The organism is Streptomyces sp. 2A115 (assembly GCF_052245575.1).
Lineage (GTDB): Bacteria > Actinomycetota > Actinomycetes > Streptomycetales > Streptomycetaceae > Streptomyces.
The window spans coordinates 19,051-34,473 of sequence record NZ_JBQQCG010000108.1 but is presented as its reverse complement, the minus strand read 5'-3'; the positions used below and the strand labels follow the sequence as shown (position 1 = coordinate 34,473).

14 protein-coding genes and 3 pseudogenes are annotated in these 15,423 nt (G+C 66.6%); 7 read left to right on the top strand and 10 right to left on the bottom strand.

All coding sequences use genetic code 11. The features are described 5' to 3' along the window. The first annotated feature begins 340 nt into the window (after positions 1-340). The 4 genes and pseudogenes from ACTWQR_RS49555 to ACTWQR_RS49540 all read left to right on the top strand — a co-directional run bounded on the left by ACTWQR_RS49555 (position 341) and on the right by ACTWQR_RS49540 (position 3,497). Positions 341-610, top strand: a complete 270-nt coding sequence (locus ACTWQR_RS49555; RefSeq protein WP_443233925.1) for a WhiB family transcriptional regulator — start codon at positions 341-343, stop codon at positions 608-610. A 531-nt stretch (positions 611-1,141) separates the two neighbouring features. Beyond that, a pseudogene (locus ACTWQR_RS49550) lies at positions 1,142-1,453 on the top strand (ubiquinol-cytochrome c reductase cytochrome b subunit); the annotation flags it as partial. A gap of 66 nt (positions 1,454-1,519) precedes the next feature. Then, positions 1,520-2,512: an alpha/beta hydrolase gene (locus tag ACTWQR_RS49545; RefSeq protein WP_443233924.1), complete on the top strand. Its 993-nt coding sequence runs from the start codon at positions 1,520-1,522 to the stop codon at positions 2,510-2,512. A 142-nt stretch (positions 2,513-2,654) separates the two neighbouring features. After that, positions 2,655-3,497 (top strand): alpha/beta fold hydrolase, encoded by an 843-nt coding sequence (locus ACTWQR_RS49540; protein ID WP_443233923.1) that lies wholly within the window; start codon positions 2,655-2,657, stop codon positions 3,495-3,497. Positions 3,498-3,714: 217 nt separating this feature from the next. Here ACTWQR_RS49540 and ACTWQR_RS49535 read toward each other — a convergent pair. After that, positions 3,715-4,584, bottom strand: a pseudogene (locus ACTWQR_RS49535) (RNA-guided endonuclease InsQ/TnpB family protein); the annotation flags it as partial. Positions 4,585-4,609: 25 nt separating this feature from the next. Between ACTWQR_RS49535 and tnpA the strand changes: the two are divergent. Beyond that, positions 4,610-4,861: pseudogene (gene tnpA / locus ACTWQR_RS49530) on the top strand (IS200/IS605 family transposase); the annotation flags it as partial. Between the two features lie 186 nt (positions 4,862-5,047). On the opposite strand, the gene ACTWQR_RS49525 reads toward tnpA, so the two are convergent. The 5 genes from ACTWQR_RS49525 to ACTWQR_RS49505 all read right to left on the bottom strand — a co-directional run bounded on the left by ACTWQR_RS49525 (position 5,048) and on the right by ACTWQR_RS49505 (position 10,171). Next, positions 5,048-5,248 carry a hypothetical protein gene (locus tag ACTWQR_RS49525; RefSeq protein ID WP_443233922.1) on the bottom strand — a complete coding sequence of 67 codons (201 nt, stop codon included), beginning with the start codon at positions 5,246-5,248 and terminating at the stop codon, positions 5,048-5,050. A gap of 94 nt (positions 5,249-5,342) precedes the next feature. Then, positions 5,343-5,942: a YceI family protein gene (locus tag ACTWQR_RS49520; protein ID WP_443233921.1), complete on the bottom strand. Its 600-nt coding sequence runs from the start codon at positions 5,940-5,942 to the stop codon at positions 5,343-5,345. 168 nt (positions 5,943-6,110) lie between these two features. Continuing rightward, positions 6,111-6,857, bottom strand: coding sequence for an SDR family oxidoreductase (locus ACTWQR_RS49515; protein WP_443233920.1), 747 nt, complete (start codon positions 6,855-6,857; stop codon positions 6,111-6,113). A 264-nt stretch (positions 6,858-7,121) separates the two neighbouring features. Beyond that, positions 7,122-8,822: an L-aspartate oxidase gene (locus tag ACTWQR_RS49510; RefSeq protein ID WP_443233927.1), complete on the bottom strand. Its 1,701-nt coding sequence runs from the start codon at positions 8,820-8,822 to the stop codon at positions 7,122-7,124. A gap of 104 nt (positions 8,823-8,926) precedes the next feature. Further along, positions 8,927-10,171 (bottom strand): NAD(P)/FAD-dependent oxidoreductase, encoded by a 1,245-nt coding sequence (locus ACTWQR_RS49505; RefSeq protein WP_443233926.1) that lies wholly within the window; start codon positions 10,169-10,171, stop codon positions 8,927-8,929. 212 nt (positions 10,172-10,383) lie between these two features. Here ACTWQR_RS49505 and fdxA point away from each other — a divergent pair, with 212 nt between their 5' ends. Further along, complete coding sequence (gene fdxA, locus ACTWQR_RS49500) at positions 10,384-10,767, top strand: ferredoxin (protein WP_443233919.1); 384 nt, start codon at positions 10,384-10,386, stop codon at positions 10,765-10,767. A 263-nt stretch (positions 10,768-11,030) separates the two neighbouring features. Here fdxA and ACTWQR_RS49495 read toward each other — a convergent pair whose 3' ends face one another. The 3 genes from ACTWQR_RS49495 to ACTWQR_RS49485 form a co-directional block, all read right to left on the bottom strand. Beyond that, positions 11,031-11,546, bottom strand: coding sequence for an Ohr family peroxiredoxin (locus ACTWQR_RS49495; RefSeq protein WP_443233918.1), 516 nt, complete (start codon positions 11,544-11,546; stop codon positions 11,031-11,033). Positions 11,547-11,817: 271 nt separating this feature from the next. Beyond that, entirely contained in the window at positions 11,818-12,714 is an 897-nt protein-coding gene (locus tag ACTWQR_RS49490) for an RNA polymerase sigma-70 factor (protein WP_443233917.1), read from the bottom strand. 215 nt (positions 12,715-12,929) lie between these two features. Beyond that, positions 12,930-13,655 carry a class I SAM-dependent methyltransferase gene (locus tag ACTWQR_RS49485; protein WP_443233916.1) on the bottom strand — a complete coding sequence of 242 codons (726 nt, stop codon included), beginning with the start codon at positions 13,653-13,655 and terminating at the stop codon, positions 12,930-12,932. Positions 13,656-14,213: 558 nt separating this feature from the next. On the opposite strand from ACTWQR_RS49485, the gene ACTWQR_RS49480 reads away from it, so the two are divergent. Beyond that, on the top strand, positions 14,214-14,381 hold the full coding sequence (locus tag ACTWQR_RS49480; RefSeq protein ID WP_443233915.1) for a hypothetical protein: 168 nt from the start codon (positions 14,214-14,216) through the stop codon (positions 14,379-14,381). 28 nt (positions 14,382-14,409) lie between these two features. Here ACTWQR_RS49480 and ACTWQR_RS49475 read toward each other — a convergent pair whose 3' ends face one another. Then, on the bottom strand, positions 14,410-15,339 hold the full coding sequence (locus ACTWQR_RS49475) for a UTP--glucose-1-phosphate uridylyltransferase (RefSeq protein WP_443233914.1): 930 nt from the start codon (positions 15,337-15,339) through the stop codon (positions 14,410-14,412). Positions 15,340-15,423: the final 84 nt, after the last annotated feature.

The following is a 15,423-nucleotide window of genomic DNA, read 5'->3' as shown; positions in this document are numbered from 1 at the left end:
CCGCCACGACACTCTCCGCCTCACGGCCACTGCCCAGCATCCAGTACGCGACACCCAGCAGATACCGCCGCTCATCAAGCAGCTCCACGAGCGGCACCGCGTCACCGGCATCATCCATACCGCATCCACTCTTTCTTGTGCGCTTGATACTTCTGACCGGACAGACGGAGATCTTGTGACACTCTGCCCGCCGGCCGCTCGCACCACCTGTCACATATGCGGAAGCCACCCGGTCTGACACACAGAGACCGTGCTGCGTTTCATGCGGGCCCGAGCAACGCTCGGAGGTCTCCCGCGGTACAGGCATGTGGTCCACATCCATCAACGAGGAGGTCCAGCCGTGGACTGGCGTGAAATGGCGAGCTGCCGAGACGCAGACCCTGACCTTTTCTTCCCCATAGGCAACAGCAATAGCGGTCCGTCGCTGATACAGACATATCAGGCGAAGGCTGTGTGCTGTCGTTGCCCCGTTATGGAGCAGTGCCTGAACTGGGCCATCAGGGCTGACCCCGTCGAGGGAATATGGGGCGGCACCACGGAGAGCGAACGTCGTGCCATGAGGCGTCGTCTGGCGCGCCAGTCCCGGGCCGCGGTGGAAACCCCGGCGTGACCACGCGGCCCCTTTCCGTGGGCCCGAAGCCATGCCATGGCCCTTGGCGTCGACAGTGGCAGAAACATTGTGTTTGGCAGCGGCCGATCCGGCCGCACTGCGGCGACCGTACCCGGTGAGGCGCCCACCCATCGCGATGTGTAACACCTTCACAGGCTGGCTGGTCATATGGGAGACGGCAGTTCGTGAACCCCTTTTCGAGACCCAACCCTGGTCTTCCCGAGCGAGAACTGCGTCGAGTACCCGCCATGGAACGAGGGGTGAAAGATGGGCGGAAAAGATCGACCAGCCGAGTCACGGCGAGCACGTAGGGGGAAAGGTCTCCGACTGGGCAGACGGGCGGTTGGGTCACCGCAGCGTGGCCCGAGCCACCATGAGGAAGGTCTTCCCTGATCACTGGTCCTTCATGCTGGGGGAATCTGCCTGTACACCTTCGTCGTCCTCGTCGTCACGGGTGTGTATCTGACCTTCTGCTTCCACCCGTCATCGGAGCAGGTGACGTACCAGGGCGGCTATGCCTCCCTGCGGGCCCTCGGTCTTCAACGACGCGACCGCGACAAAGTACTGCACGGCCGCGAGACGGGCGTCATCAAACGCCTGCCGCACGGTGAGTTCGTCGAGGTGCACGAACCGCTCAGCCAGGAACAACTGCACGTGCTCACAGCGCACGAGCAGTACACGCCCCTTGCCCTGCCTGGAAGCGAACCCGGTGTGAACGGCGAGCCCACGAGGGCCCAGCGGCTGCGGACGAAACTCAGCCGAGGCTTTTACGGGGACGGCACGCAGATTCGCAAGCCCACCGCTCGGGAGTACAAGGAAATCACCAGCCGGCACCGAAAGTGACACACGTGGCAAAAAAGATCAAACATCGAAATATGTCACACCATCAATAGGTGCCCGGTCATAAGGATGAGAGCCACACACAGGCCTGCTGACAGAAGGAGAACAATCGTGAACAAGCCGATTCTTGAACCCGCGACTCAGGCGCTCGCGGAGGCAACGGCCAACCCGCCTTTCCTGTATGAGCTCGGCCCGGAGGGCGCTCGGAAGGTCCTCGACGATCTCCAGGCGGCGCCCATCGACAAACTCGACGTGCGGGAAAAGTGGGTCACGGTGCCGGCCGAGGTCGGCGACGTGCGGGTGCGCATAGTCAGGCCCGTCGAGGCCGAGGGCGCGCTGCCGGTCGTCCTTTACGTGCACGGCGGAGGCTGGGTCATCGGCAATGCGGGTACCCATGACCGCCTGGTGCGCGAGCTGGCCGTCGGAGCGAACGCCGCTGTGGTGTTTGTCGAGTACGACCGTTCCCCGGAGGCAAAGTATCCGGTTGCCATCGAGCAGGCGTACGCGACAGCACAGTGGCTTACGAAACAGGGCGCCCAGGAAGACCTGGACGTCTCCCGCATCGCCGTGGCCGGCGATTCCGTCGGCGGCAACATGACCGCGGCGCTGACCATCATGGCCAAGCAGCGCGGTGACGTGTCCTTCGTGCACCAGTCGCTGTACTACCCCGTCACGGACGCTGCTCAGGACACCGACAGCTACCGGGAGTTCGCGGACGGCCCCTACCTCACCGCGAAGGCCATGGCCTGGTTCTGGGACTGCTACACCACGGACCCCGCCCAGCGGGCCGAGATCACCGCGTCACCCCTGCGGGCCGACCTGACCGAGCTGGCAGGACTGCCGCCCGCGCTCGTTCTCGTCGACGAGAACGACGTCCTGCGGGACGAGGGCGAGGCATACGCCCGCAAGCTGACGGAGGCCGGCGTGCCGACCACCAGCATCCGCTACAACGGCACCCTGCACGACTTCATGATGCTGAACCCCCTTCGGTCCACGCACGCCACCACAGCGGCCGTACAGCAGGCCGTTCGCACGCTGCGCACGGCTCTCCGCTCCAACTGAGCCACGGCTGCGGGGCCGTTCACGTACGGCCCACTCCACCACCCCACTCGGTGTGCGACAGCCGACTGCCTCGAACTCGAACCACTGCCTGATCCATCCATCCGGACACGGCTGAGCCAACAACTGCCTCGAGAGGTCTCTCATGAACCGTCGTTCTCTCTACCGACGTGCCCGCACGCCGCTCTCCCTCATGGCCACGGTCGGCGTCGCCGCTGCTCTCCTCGCCACGTCGGTCGCCCCGGCGAGCGCCGGCAAGGGATCGTCGTCGCACAGCCGCAAGCCGACCGTGGTGCTCGTCCACGGAGCGTTCGCCGATTCCACCAGTTGGAACGGCGTCGTGAAGAAGCTGAAGCGCGATGGCTACCCGGTGGTGGCCGCGGCCAATCCGCTGCGCGGACTGAGCAGCGACGCCGCCTACCTCAAGGACCTCCTGGCCGACATCGACGGGCCCGTCGTGCTTGCCGGACACTCCTACGGCGGATCGGTCATCAGCAACGCCGCCAACGGCGTCGACAACGTGAAGGCACTGGTCTACATCGCCGCCTTCCTCCCTGAGAAGGGGGAGAGCGCGGTCGAGCTGTCGGGCAAGTTCCCCGGCAGCACGCTGGGCGAAGCCCTGCGCCCGGTCCCGATCACCCAGCCCGACGGCTCCCAGGGCGCGGATCTGTACATCCAACAGGACAAGTTCCACCATCAGTTCGCCGCGGACGTCCCGGAGAGCACCACCGACATCATGGCGGTCACTCAACGTCCAGTGACCAGCGCCGCGCTGGAGGAGGGTGCCGGTGAGCCTGCCTGGAAGGCCATCCCGTCCTGGGTCCTGGTGGCCGCCGAAGACCTCAACATCCCCCCGAAGGCCCAGACCTTCATGGCCGAGCGGGCCAAGGCCCACACGGTGGAAGTCCGGGCATCGCACGCCGTGAGCGTCTCCCGGCCTCATGACGTCGCCCAGATCATCCAGGACGCGGCGCGGACGGTCCGCTGACCGACCTGCAGCCGAGGAGGGCGGGGTGGCGCGACGTCGCCACCCCGCCCTCTCGCCACGACCGCGGCACGGACAAGGGTTCCGACCGCCTCACAGACAATCCGCCTCGGGGGGCATCACTTGGATTCGATTCGCCCCAGTGGGTTGGCGCTCTCCGACAGAGCCTTTTGCGCTGCCGGCCAGCTGGAATCATCAATGTCGAGTGCGTGGCGAAGGTAGGCCCAAGTGAGTCCTTTGACCGCCAGGTCCTCCACACCGATCGCTTGGTTGTCGCGGATCAGCTGGGTGGAGAGCTGGTGGTGGAACTCCCGGCGTGCGTCGGCCACCTGTGCGTGGGCTCGGGCGACCTTCAGGCGGGCCTTCTCCCGGTTTTTGGATTCCTTCTGTTTGCGCGACAGCTCCCGCTGGGCCTTCTTGAGGTTCTTGTCCGCGCGGCGCAGGAACCGCGGGGAGTCGATCACACGGCCGTCGGAGAGGACGGCGAAGTGGGTGAGGCCCAGGTCGATGCCGACACTTTGGTCGGTGTCGGGCATGCGGGTGGCGTCGGCGGCCGGGTCGGTGTCGATGACGAAGGAGGCGAAGTACGTCCGGCAGCGTCCTTGATCACGGTGCCCGAGGAGGGCTGCGCGGGCAGGGTGCGTGACCACGTCACCTTCACCGCGCCGATCTTCGGTAGGTGCAGCCGCCCGCTGTCGGTGATCGACCAGCGGGCATTGGCGGTGAAGCGGATCGACTCCCGGTTGTCCTTGCGGGACTTGAACCGAGGGGCACCCATCTTCGTGCCCTTGCGTTCGCCTTTGAGGGAGGCGAAGAAGTTCTTGTAGGCGGCCTCGGCGTCGCGCAGGGACTGCTGGAGCACGACGGTGGAGACTTCGCCCAGCCAGGCCCGTGCGTCGGTCTGTTTCGCCTCGGTGATCAGCTCTTTGGACAGCTCGCCGGCCGTCGGGAATGCCTGGCCCGCTGTGCGGGCGTCCTCTCTGGCGCGCACAGCGTCGTTGAACACGACGCGGGCGCACCCGAACGCCTTGGCCAGTGCGGTGCGTTGGCCGGAGTCCGGGTACACCCTGAAGGCGTACCGAAGCTGCATGACGGTCACGATATGTACGTGGGTCATGGGTGAGATGCGGAAGATCAGAACTGGTCGGCACTGTGCTTTCGTGATGCACGTGCACGTGGCCTTCGTGACCAAGCTCCGGCACACGGTGTTCACCGATGCTCATCTGAGGCGGATGGAGGAGAGCATGCGGTCGGTGTGTGCGGACTTCGCGTGCGAGCTGGTGGAGTTCGACGGCGAGACCAACCACGTCCACCTCCTGGTGAACTTCCCGCCCAAGATCGCCGTCACCAAGCTCGCCAACTCTCTCAACGCCGAGCGCAAGCCGCACCCGCGGCGCCCCTCGGGCAGCCGCGGGTCATGACGCCCGAGCAGGTACGCCATGCCGGCGCCTTGCTGACCCGACGGCTATCAGGGCGCCGGCGGACATCCGCTCTCCGTCTACGCTGACCGGCGCGGTCACTCCTTGCAGTGGCTGCGGCTGTCTGAGAGCCGCTCACCGATGGGTGGCTCCGGAGAAAGCCGCTGAACGGCGGTTCTGACGCAGCAGGTCGGACACGGCACGCATCTGCTCGTTGAGTTCTGCGAGCGCTTGGCGCAACTCGGTGACGCGGGTTTCGAGCTCGATGGCTTCGGCTGTGAGGGAGACTACGGTGGCGGGGATGGTGGGTCGGTTCTCGGCTGCCAGGGTCGTCATGTGTCCTCCGTCGGCGGGGGCCCGGTACGGCCGGCACACCAGACCCCCGTGACCGGGTTTCTGATGGGTAACGGGCGTCGTAGGTGTCGTGTAGTCAGGCAGCGGCCTCCGGCCCCTGCTGCACTGCCGAGATGTCGAGTATCAGCGTCACCTTGTCGCTGATGAGAACGCCCCCTGTTTCCAGCGCCGCGTTCCAGGTGAGCCCCCAGTCGGACCGCTTCAGGGTGGCCGTGCCCTCGAAACCGACCCGGTGCTGCCCGTAGGCGTCCTGGCCGGCCCCACCGAAGCTGAGATCGATGTCGAGGGGGAGTTCGACATCCTTGATCTTGAGGTTTCCGTCCAGGCGGAACGCATCGTCACCGACGGGAACGATTCCCGTGGAACGGAAGGTCATCAGGGGAAATGTCGCGGAGTCGAAGAACTCCGGACCCGTAAGGTGCGCGTCCCGATCCCGGATACCCGTGTCCAGGCTCTGGGTCTGGACGCTCACGTGGGCCTCGGACCGGGTGGGCTGTGCCCCATCGAGTTTGAGGAGCCCTTCGAAGGAGTCGAACTTTCCCCGCACATTCGAAATCATGGCGTGCCGGACGGAGAAACCGATCATGCTGTGGATCGGGTCAATGGTGTAGACACCGGTCAGTGCTTCATACGGGCCGACGTCGGAGAGAGTGTTCTGACTGCGGTTCTTGAGCATGACGAGCCGCTTCCTTCGTGCTGTGGAGGTTGGGTTGCGTTGATTCCGGCACGGCTCGACGAACAGGTCTCTGCTGCACGCAGCAGGCGGGCTGCGAAATGCGGTGCAGTGAGGACCGGCCGGAGACGGGGTGGCCCCTGGAAGCAGGGGCCACCCTCATCCGAAGGCTTACTTCTGCTGCGCGAGCCAGTCGGCGAACTTGGTCTCGGCGAGGCGTGCGTCCGGGCCCGGCAGGAGCGTGGTCTCCTGCAACTCGGCACCCGAGTACGTGGCGTGCGGGTCAGTGACGACCTTGCGGGGGTCGTTCTTGGCGGCGAGTCCGTTGCGGACGAACTCGTCGAGCGGGAACGCTTCGGGGCCCGCGACCTCCACCACACCGTTGACCGGGGCGCCGACCGCGGTGCGGCCAACGGCCGCGGCCACGTCGTCGGAGACGATGGGCTGGATCTTCGCGGCGGGCAGACGCACGGTGTCGCCGTCGGTGGCTCCGTCGGCGATCCCCTTCGCGAACTCGAAGAACTGGGTGGCGTGAACGATGGAGTAGGGGATCCCGGACGCCTTGATCAGCTCTTCCTGCGCCTGCTTGGCACGGAAGTACCCGCTCCCCTGGAGCCGCTCGGTGCCGACCACGGAGAGCGCCACGTGGTGGGTCACGCCGGCGTTCGCCTCCGCCTTGAGGAGGTTGGTGGTCGACGTCCGGAAGAACTCCATGACGGCATCGTCCGCGAACGAGGGGGAGTTCGAGACGTCGACCACGACGGAGGCACCCTGCAGAACCTCGGCCAGACCCTCACCCGTCAGTGTGTTGACGCCGGTGTTGGGCGCGGCCGGTACGGCCTCGTGGCCGTGCTCGTTGAGCTTGGCAACCAGCTTTGAGCCGATGAGCCCGGTTCCGCCGATGACTACGACCTTCATGATGTGAATCCTCTCGGAGTTTTCCCATGTGCAGCGGGCGCTGTGGGAAGAACTGCTCGGCTGCACCGGTCAATTCTTTCTTCACTAGGAAAGACAGGCCGGTGACTGCATTTGTGACACGGAACCCGGATGGAGTCTGAAATTCCCTCGACAAGGCGGGCAGGTGTCGATTTCCGCATGTGTGCCTGGGCGGCTGCACATCGGTGGGTGCAAGCGCACACGGATTGCCTGTTGGCGGTCGTGCCGAAACTCGAATTCGGCGGGTTACTCCACGAGCTTCCCTTCGGTCGGTACCTCTTCCATAAGGGCGGCGATCTCGTCCGGGATGGGGGCGATGCTCTCGTGGGTGATTCCGGTCGTCGGGGACCACACGAGGTTGACCCGTAGTGCGGCATCCATGTCCGGGTAGTCGCTGCGGTTGTGACAGCCGCGGGTCTCTCGGCGTTCGAGCGCCGCCTCGAGGGTGGCCCGGGCAGCCAGGGCGGCGGACTTGAGGTCGAAGGCGTGCGCGAGATCCTGGAAGCCGGCGATGTCGGGATGGACGCCGACGTCCTCCATCCGCTTCTCGATCACACCGAGCTCCGCCAGCCCGGCGCGCAGCCCCTCTTCGTCGCGTACGACGCCCGCGTGCTCGGTCATGGTGTTGCGGATGGCGCGCTGCAAGGCACGGACGTTCTCCGGTCCGTCCGCCGTGAGCAGCTCGTCGATCTCGGCCCGGGCCTCGGCCACCGCTGTCGCCGAGCGCGGCTGCGCGGTCAGTCCCTGGGAGTAGGCGGCAGCCGCCTGTCCCGTGATGCGGCCGAAGACCAGCAGCTCGATGAGGCTGTTGCCACCGAGACGATTGGCGCCGTGCAGGCCGCTCGCCGCCTCGCCGATGGCGTACAGACCACGTACGTCGGTGCTGTGGTCCTCGTGCCTGACCCAGACCCCGCCCATCGAGTAGTGCGCCGTGGGCGCGATCTCGATCGGTTCACGGGTGATGTCCAGCATCTGCAGGTCCAGAAGCGTCTGGTAGACCCGGGGCAGCCGGTTCATGATCGTCTGCCGGGGCAGATGGGAGACGTCGAGCCACACCCCGCCCTTGGGCGTGCCGCGTCCTTCCTTGATCTCCGTATAGGAGGCGAGGGCCACGCGGTCGCGGGTGGAGAGCTCCATACGCTCGGGGTCGTAGCGGTTCATGAACCGCTCGCCGAGGGCGTTGCGCAGGATGCCGCCCTCACCCCGCGCGGCCTCGCTGACGAGGGTGCCGGCCGCGTTCTCCGGCTCGATGATCCCCGAGGGGTGGAACTGGACCAGCTCCGGGTCGCGCAGACGTGCTCCGGCCTCCACGGCCAGCCGGAACGAGTCGCCGGTGTTCTCGTCGCGCCGTGAGGACGTGCGCCGCCAGATACGGGTATGACCGCCCGCCGCGAGAATGACGGCGTCGGCGTGGATGACGTAGCGCTGTCCATCCGTGAGGTCGAAGCCGTAGGCCCCGAACACGGCACCGTCGTGCACCAGGAGCCGGGTGATGTAGACGCTGTCAAGCATGGGGATCTTCAGCTGGCTCGCCCGCCTGATGAGCGTGCGCTGGATCTCCAGACCGGTGTAGTCACCGGCGAAGGCGGTGCGCCGGTACTTGTGCGCACCGAAGAAACGCTGGGAGATACGGCCGTCCTCCTCCCTGGCGAAGGCCATGCCGTAGCGCTCCAGATCGTCGATACCCAGGGCGGCGCCCTGGGTGACGATCTCGGCGGTACGAGGATCGGCGAGCAGGTAACTCTCCTTGAGAGTGTCCGCGGCGTGCTGCTGCCAGCTGTCCTCGGGGTCCATGGTGGACAGGGCCGCGTTGATGCCCCCGGCGGCCAGGGCCGTGTGGGCGTCCTCCTTGGGGCGCTTGCCGACGGCGAGGACGTCCATACCGGCCTCGGCCAGCTCGATCGCCGCCCGCAGGCCCGCCCCGCCCGTACCGATCACCAGCACCATGGTGGAGAGACGTCGTTCGGTGATAGCCACGATTGCTCCGATCGCTTGGGTCGTCACTGAGTACGACCGGCCGCTCCCGTTGTTTGTGACAACGGGTCGAAGTGTCAGGGCAGCAGGCTGTCCAGGGCGACACCGGGATCGGCGAGGAGGGCGTCGTCCACATCGGTCCGGGACTGGACCAGGGAACGGATCGGATCGATGACGTCCCACACGTTGACGTTCATCCCCGCGATCACACGGTTTCCCGACATCCAGAAGGCGATGAATCGCCGTTCGGCCGGGTTGCCGCGGAAGACGACTCGGTCGTAGCCGCCCGGCTCCGTGTAACCCGTGTACTCCATGCCGAGGTCGTACTGGTCCGTGTAGAAGTACGGCAGCCTGTCGTACACGGCGTCCTTGCCGAGCATGCTCAGCGCGGCCGTGTTCGGCTGGTGCAGCGCGTTGGCCCAGTGCTCGACGCGGACATGGTGGCCGAGGAAGGGATGGTAGGCGTTGGCGACGTCGCCTGCCGCATAAATGTCGGCCACCGAGGTCCGTAGATGTTCGTCGGTGACGATGCCGTTCCGCACGTCCAGGCCCGCCTGCTGCGCGAGTTGGACGTTGGGTGTGATGCCGACGCCCACGACCACGGTGTCCGCAACAAGGTGGGTGCCGTCGGCGAGCAGCACTCCGTCCACGCGCCCCTGCGTTCCCGTGATGCGCTCGACCTCCACACGGGGGCGCAGACGGACGCCGTGATCCTTGTGGAGGCCGGCGAACACTTCGGCCGCTTCCCGCCCGAGCACCTTCAGCAGAGGCAACTCCGAGTGCCCGAGCACCGTCACCTCCGCCCCGCCCATCCGCGCGGCAGCGGCGGTCTCGAGACCGATCCATCCGTCGCCGATCACCACGATCCTCGCCCCCTTGGTGAAGGCGGCCTTGAGTCGTTCGCTGTCGCCCACTCGCCGCAGATACAGGACGTTGTCGAGATCCGCTCCCGGCACCGACAGGCGGCGCGGAGACGAGCCGGTGGCCAGCAGCAGCTTGGCATAGGGCACACGACGGCCGTCGTCCAGTTCCACCTCCCTGGCCTGCACGTCGACAGCCTTCACGCTTGTGCCCAGGAGCAGGTCGACTCCGTGCTTCGTGTACCAGTCATCGGGGTGCACGAAGATCGAATCGCGCTCCTCCTTGCCCAGCAGATAGCCCTTGGAGAGCGGCGGCCGGATGTAGGGCCGCTCCCGCTCGTCGCCGATGACGACGAGCGGGCCGAGGTGGCCGTGCTTCCGCAGCGCCTCCGCTGCCTTGCCCGCGGCCAGGCCGCCTCCGACGATCACGAAAGTATTCACAGGTGACACGATGTTCCTCATCTCGGATGCCGCATGCTGCGAGAACACGTTGTGAGTCAACCATCAGACCGCGCGACCACGCCTCCTGTGACAGCCGGCCGTGTGGCCCTCGGGACGCTCGGGGCGGTGTCACAGGATCACGGGCTCTCCGGTCATACGGCCAGAAGGCTTCCAGGGAGCGCTGCGCTGCCCAGGCTTCCCGCGATCTCCCCGCCGACGACAAGGAGGACAAGGTGACGTACGTCATTGCGCAGCCCTGCGTCGACATCAAGGACAGGGCCTGCGTGACGGAATGCCCCGTGGACTGCATCTACGAGGGCGAGCGGACGCTGTACATCAACCCCTCCGAGTGCGTCGACTGCCACGCATGCGAGCCTGTCTGCCCGGTGGAGGCGATCTTCTACGAGGACGACCTCCCAGAGCGATGGGCGCACTACATGTCCATCAATGCCGAGTACTTCGAGGCCTCCCAGGGGCAGGGTGAACCGCTGGTCACCCACGGCGACCACCGTCTCATCGCCGGGCTGCCCCTGCAGAGTTCGGAGAAGAAGCACATCGCGGTGTTCACCATCCGCAAGGAAGAGGCTGCCGACGCCGACCGGTGGTTTCCCACCTGACCGCCGGTGCCCTTCCCCACGAACTCCGCCAGCAGGCCCCTGGGCGCCGGTGCGAGGTCAGCTCGGCAGCGTATGGTCCTGCGGCCGGCGGGGAGTCACCAGGACAGAGGTACTCATGTCCCTGTGACAGGCGCTCGCTGTGACATGTGTCCTGAGAGAACGAAGCTGCTCCTGTAGGTCGGCGTCCGCCGGGTGGGAACCGCGTGCGCGCCAGAGGAGTGCCGTGTACCGCCCGGACGGCGGTACACGGCAGCTGCGGGGGCCTACTGGCTAGGGCCTGTGTGGGGAGCCAGCGTGATGGTTGTCGGCGTTCCCTCCCCGGCCATCTTCGCGTAGGGGCACAGCGAGGTGGCTTTCTCGATGAGGGGCGCGGCGACCTCCGGAGAGATACCCGGCCACTTGACCACCAGATCGATGCGAAGCAAGTAGCCTCCGTCTCCCGGATCCCGGCCGAACGCAACGGTCGCCTCCACGAAGATCACGGCCGGATCGAGTGCCGCTTGCCGCGCCACCAGGCTCAGGGCTCCGTGGAAGCAGGCTGCGAAGCCGGCGGCGAACAACTGCTCAGGATTGGTTCCTTGGCCGTCGCCACCGAGCTCGGCGGGCATGCGCAGGTCGAGGTCCAGGACCCCGTCTGCCGACCGCGCCCTCCCCGAGGCTCGCCCGTGTCCGGCCACGCCGCCGCTGACGGTCACCGTCGTCGTGTAGATGGCGGAGAAGGACTCACCGTCGAAGTCCTTGTCGGTGGACAGTTCGGGCAAATTGATGTGCTCAGGCACCACGTGTCTCCAGCGTTGCCACAGGCACGTACGGAGCGGGTAAGGCGGCGGAGACGGCCAGGCCTGCTTCGTCGGGAATTTTCCCTCGCCAGGCACAGCTATGCACGCCAAGGGCAGGGTTGACTGCGCCGTTCATGACGATGGCCATGTTGTCTGTCCTTCTGGTCCTAGTCGTAGGAAACCCGGGTTCCGATTGACTAGTTGACCGACAAGTCACCGTCCTTGTGACACCCGGCCCGTCTCACGCCGTTCTTGCCGGCTCGAGGGGTGCTCAGCTGTCCAGTGACGCCACATAGGGCGACAGCTTGGCCGGGTTCATCACCCACATGATCCGGTCGATCCCTTCCGCCGACACATCTACGGACAGGAGGGCCACAGCGTTTCCGCCGGACAGGACGAGAACGGACGGGAGCCCGTTGGCCTCGACCCAGCGGATGTCCGACTGCGGCCAGAATCGCGGCGCGAAGGCGGCAAGGTACTTGGAGACGTGCGGACGTCCGATGACCGGAATCCTCGATGCACCACGCATTCCTCCGCCGTCGGAGTAGCTCACGACGTCCGCTGCGAGGACATCCTCGAGCGCCTTCAGGTCGCCTGTCCGCGCTGCGGTGAGGAACACCTCCAGCAGGCGCTGATGCTCAGTCCGGCTGACCCGCTCCCTGCGTTCGGTGGCCAGGTGCTTGCGCGCACGGCTCACCAGCTGGCGGGTGTTGGCCTCACTTGTTTCCAGCATGTCGGCGACCTGCCGGTAGGGGTAGTCGAACGCTTCTCGCAGGACGTAGGCGGCCCGTTCCACCGGGTTCAGCTTCTCCAGGAGGAGGAGAACCGCCAGCTCGACCGCCTCGACCCGTTCCGCTCCCAATTGCGGGTCCAGGCTGGTTTCGACCGGCTCGGGAAGCCACGGTCCGACGTACGACTCCCGCCGTACCCTGGCGGACTGGGCAGTGTTGATCGCGAGACGTGTGGTCACGGTGGTCAGGAAGGCTGCGGGCTCGACGATGTCCGTGCGGTCGGCGTTCTGCCAGCGCACCCATGCTTCCTGGAGGACGTCCTCGGCTTCCACGGCGCTGCCGAGCACACGATAGGCGATTCCGAAGAGCTGCGGACGCGCTGCGACGAACTGCCTCGTCGCCTTCTCAATCGAGTCGACGTCATCCCCAGCGTGCATCGGTGTCCCTTCCGGCCCAGAGGCCACCCATGCTACAACCGGTACAGAAGGTGCGTGCCGGTAACCCTGGACGGCTCACACGCCAGTCCGCGAACAGTGTCACTCGTTGTCGCTGGGGGAGGGGCAGTCGGAGGGGAGGGTGAGCGGCGGAGACCGAGGACTCGGCCGGCTACGTCATCAACCAACTCCGACGACGCCGCACATGGAGGGTGCTCCTACCACTGCCTGAGGGTCATCGCCAGGACGACCGGATCGGTCCGCCCGGGCAGCGGGGTGAAGCCGTGCTCCTCCAGGTCACTGATCATCTCGGCGCGAGTGGCCGGCCACATCCAGAATGTTTCGATGTGCTCCCGCAGCGCGCCGCCCGACCCTCGCACCCAGTAGCCGAAGCGTGTACGGATTCGGCCCTCGTCGGCGGACATCACCATATGCCCTCCGTACTCGTGCTCACCGATCCTCTGATTCGGGAAGACACGCATGATGTCCTTGTCCGGAAGGCGAGCGGGCGGGAGTTGAAAAAGCAGTGAACCGCCGGGCACAAGTGCCTGGGCGGCAGCCGGCCAGAGAGCATGCCGTGCGTCGGGTGCGAGACCGGCGATCGTGTTGTGGCAGATTGCCACGTCTGCGACTCCGCGCAGTGGCGCCTCCTCCAGCGTCTGAGGATGCACGGTGACCCGTGCCCTCAGTTCTGTCGGCAGGGCGGCGAGACGCGTCATCAACGGCGCGCGCATGGCCCGCGCGGGCTCGACAGCGTGAACGCCGACCCGGGATTCCATGAGGCTCATCATCGTGACCCGTCCGGTTCCGGCCCCGATGTCCAGCACCCCGATGCGGGCATCACCCGCATCGCGAGCGTAGAGGTGATGGACGCGTATCTCGTCCTGGTGAGCCTGGAGGACGTCGTAGAACTCCGCGCTGACCGCATAGTCGTCCGGCTGCACTCGAGCAATTGATGCTCTCGACATAACAGGGTGCATATCCAACAAGACAGACGATGCGCTGCGTCTGTGACAGGTGCGTCGGACTTGTACACGGTCGGCCGGGGCGTGACGCCTGCCAACGGTGTCACAGATCGGGTGTCCGTCCGGCCCTGGTTGGCGAATCAACACGACGTGCCACCGTGGATGAAAAAGGTGGATCATGAGGGTTACTCACCGTCGGAAACCGGCCTCATCGCCACGCTTTGCCTTCAGTCGTCGACGGTGGGGTGATCGCCTACGTACCGGTGCTGGCGGCCCTGCAGGCAGGGGCTGCCAGCGTGGTGGTGCTGGCGGCCGGGCCGGAGACCTCGCCGTTGCCATGACCATCCCGCGCCGACGCGCAGGCGCGATCGCCGCCAGGGCCGGGCTGCTGCTGTTGCACCATCAGATCGAACGTGACCTGCACGAGGTGTCCCGGCACATCCCGACCGTAGCCCTGGAGGCTGCGGGGCCGCGCCGCGGCCGCGGCCAGCAGGTCGCAGTGGCTGGAACCGCGCCGACCGCGCCGGGAAGATCACCGTGCATCGGCTCGACCTGGCCACCGACCTCGGGCCGACCGGCTACATCAGCCCGGACGCCCGGCTGCGCGATGGCCGCAGCTACCTGAACCGCACCACCGACACCGTGATCGAGATCGTCCGCGCCCGCCACAACGCGCCCGTGGCGACGGACGGCCCGGTGCCATGAGCGCTTCGAACAGAGCGAAAACGGCAGGTCAGGTGCCCGTTTCCGCCTCGTGGTCTGCGGGCTGGTCGACGTCGAGTCCGGCGACCAGGCCGCGCAGGAGCGGGCCGTACTCCGGGTGGGAGAGGGCGAACGCCATCTGGGCGACCAGGTAGTCGGCCGGGTTGCCGGTGTCGTACCAGCGGCCCTTGATGACCTGTCCGTACACCGCGCGGGTGGAGGCGTAGGCGTTGATGGCGTCGGTCAGATAGATCTCGCCGGTCCTGTGCTCGTACCAGCGGCGGGTCTGCTCGCGCAGTTCGTCGATGATGCCGGGCGTGACGACATAGCCGCCGATGGCCGCGTACGACGACGGGGCGGCTGCGGGGTCGGGCTTTTCGACCAGGCCGGTGATGCGCAGTTGGCCGTCCCCGAGGTCTTCCTTGACGATGGGCACGCCATAGCGCTGGGAGTCGGTGGGGTCCATCGGCAGCAGGGCCAGCACCGGGCAGCCGGTCTGCTCGTACGTGCGGATCAGCTGCTGGGCGCGCGGGACCTCGGCCACGAAGACGTCGTCGGGCCACAACACCAGCACCGGCTCGTTGCCGAAGGCACGGGCGGCGTTCAGTACCGGGGTGCCGTTGCCGTACGGGCCGTACTGGTCCAGGTAGGTGATGTGGCCTTGACGGGCCAGCTCCGCGACCTCCTCCACGGCGTCCGCGTAGCTCGTCTTGCCGTCCTCGCGGAGTTGTTCGACGAGGGCGGGGTTGGGGCGGAAGTGGTCCTGGATGAGGCTCTTGCCGCCGGACACGACGATGGTGATGTCGGTGATGCCGGAGTCCACCAGCTCGCGCACGGTGTGCTCGATGACCGGCTTGTCGCCGACCGGGAGCATCTCCTTCGGTGTCGCCTTCGTCAGGGGCAGCAGACGAGAGCCGAGTCCGGCGGCGGGGATCACGGCCCTGCGAATCGTCGGGGACATGAGGTCTCTCTCGGTCGAGCGGTACACCGCGCCGGCCGGCACGGCACACGCTGACGCTACCAACGCTCACGGCGACCCCGCGGG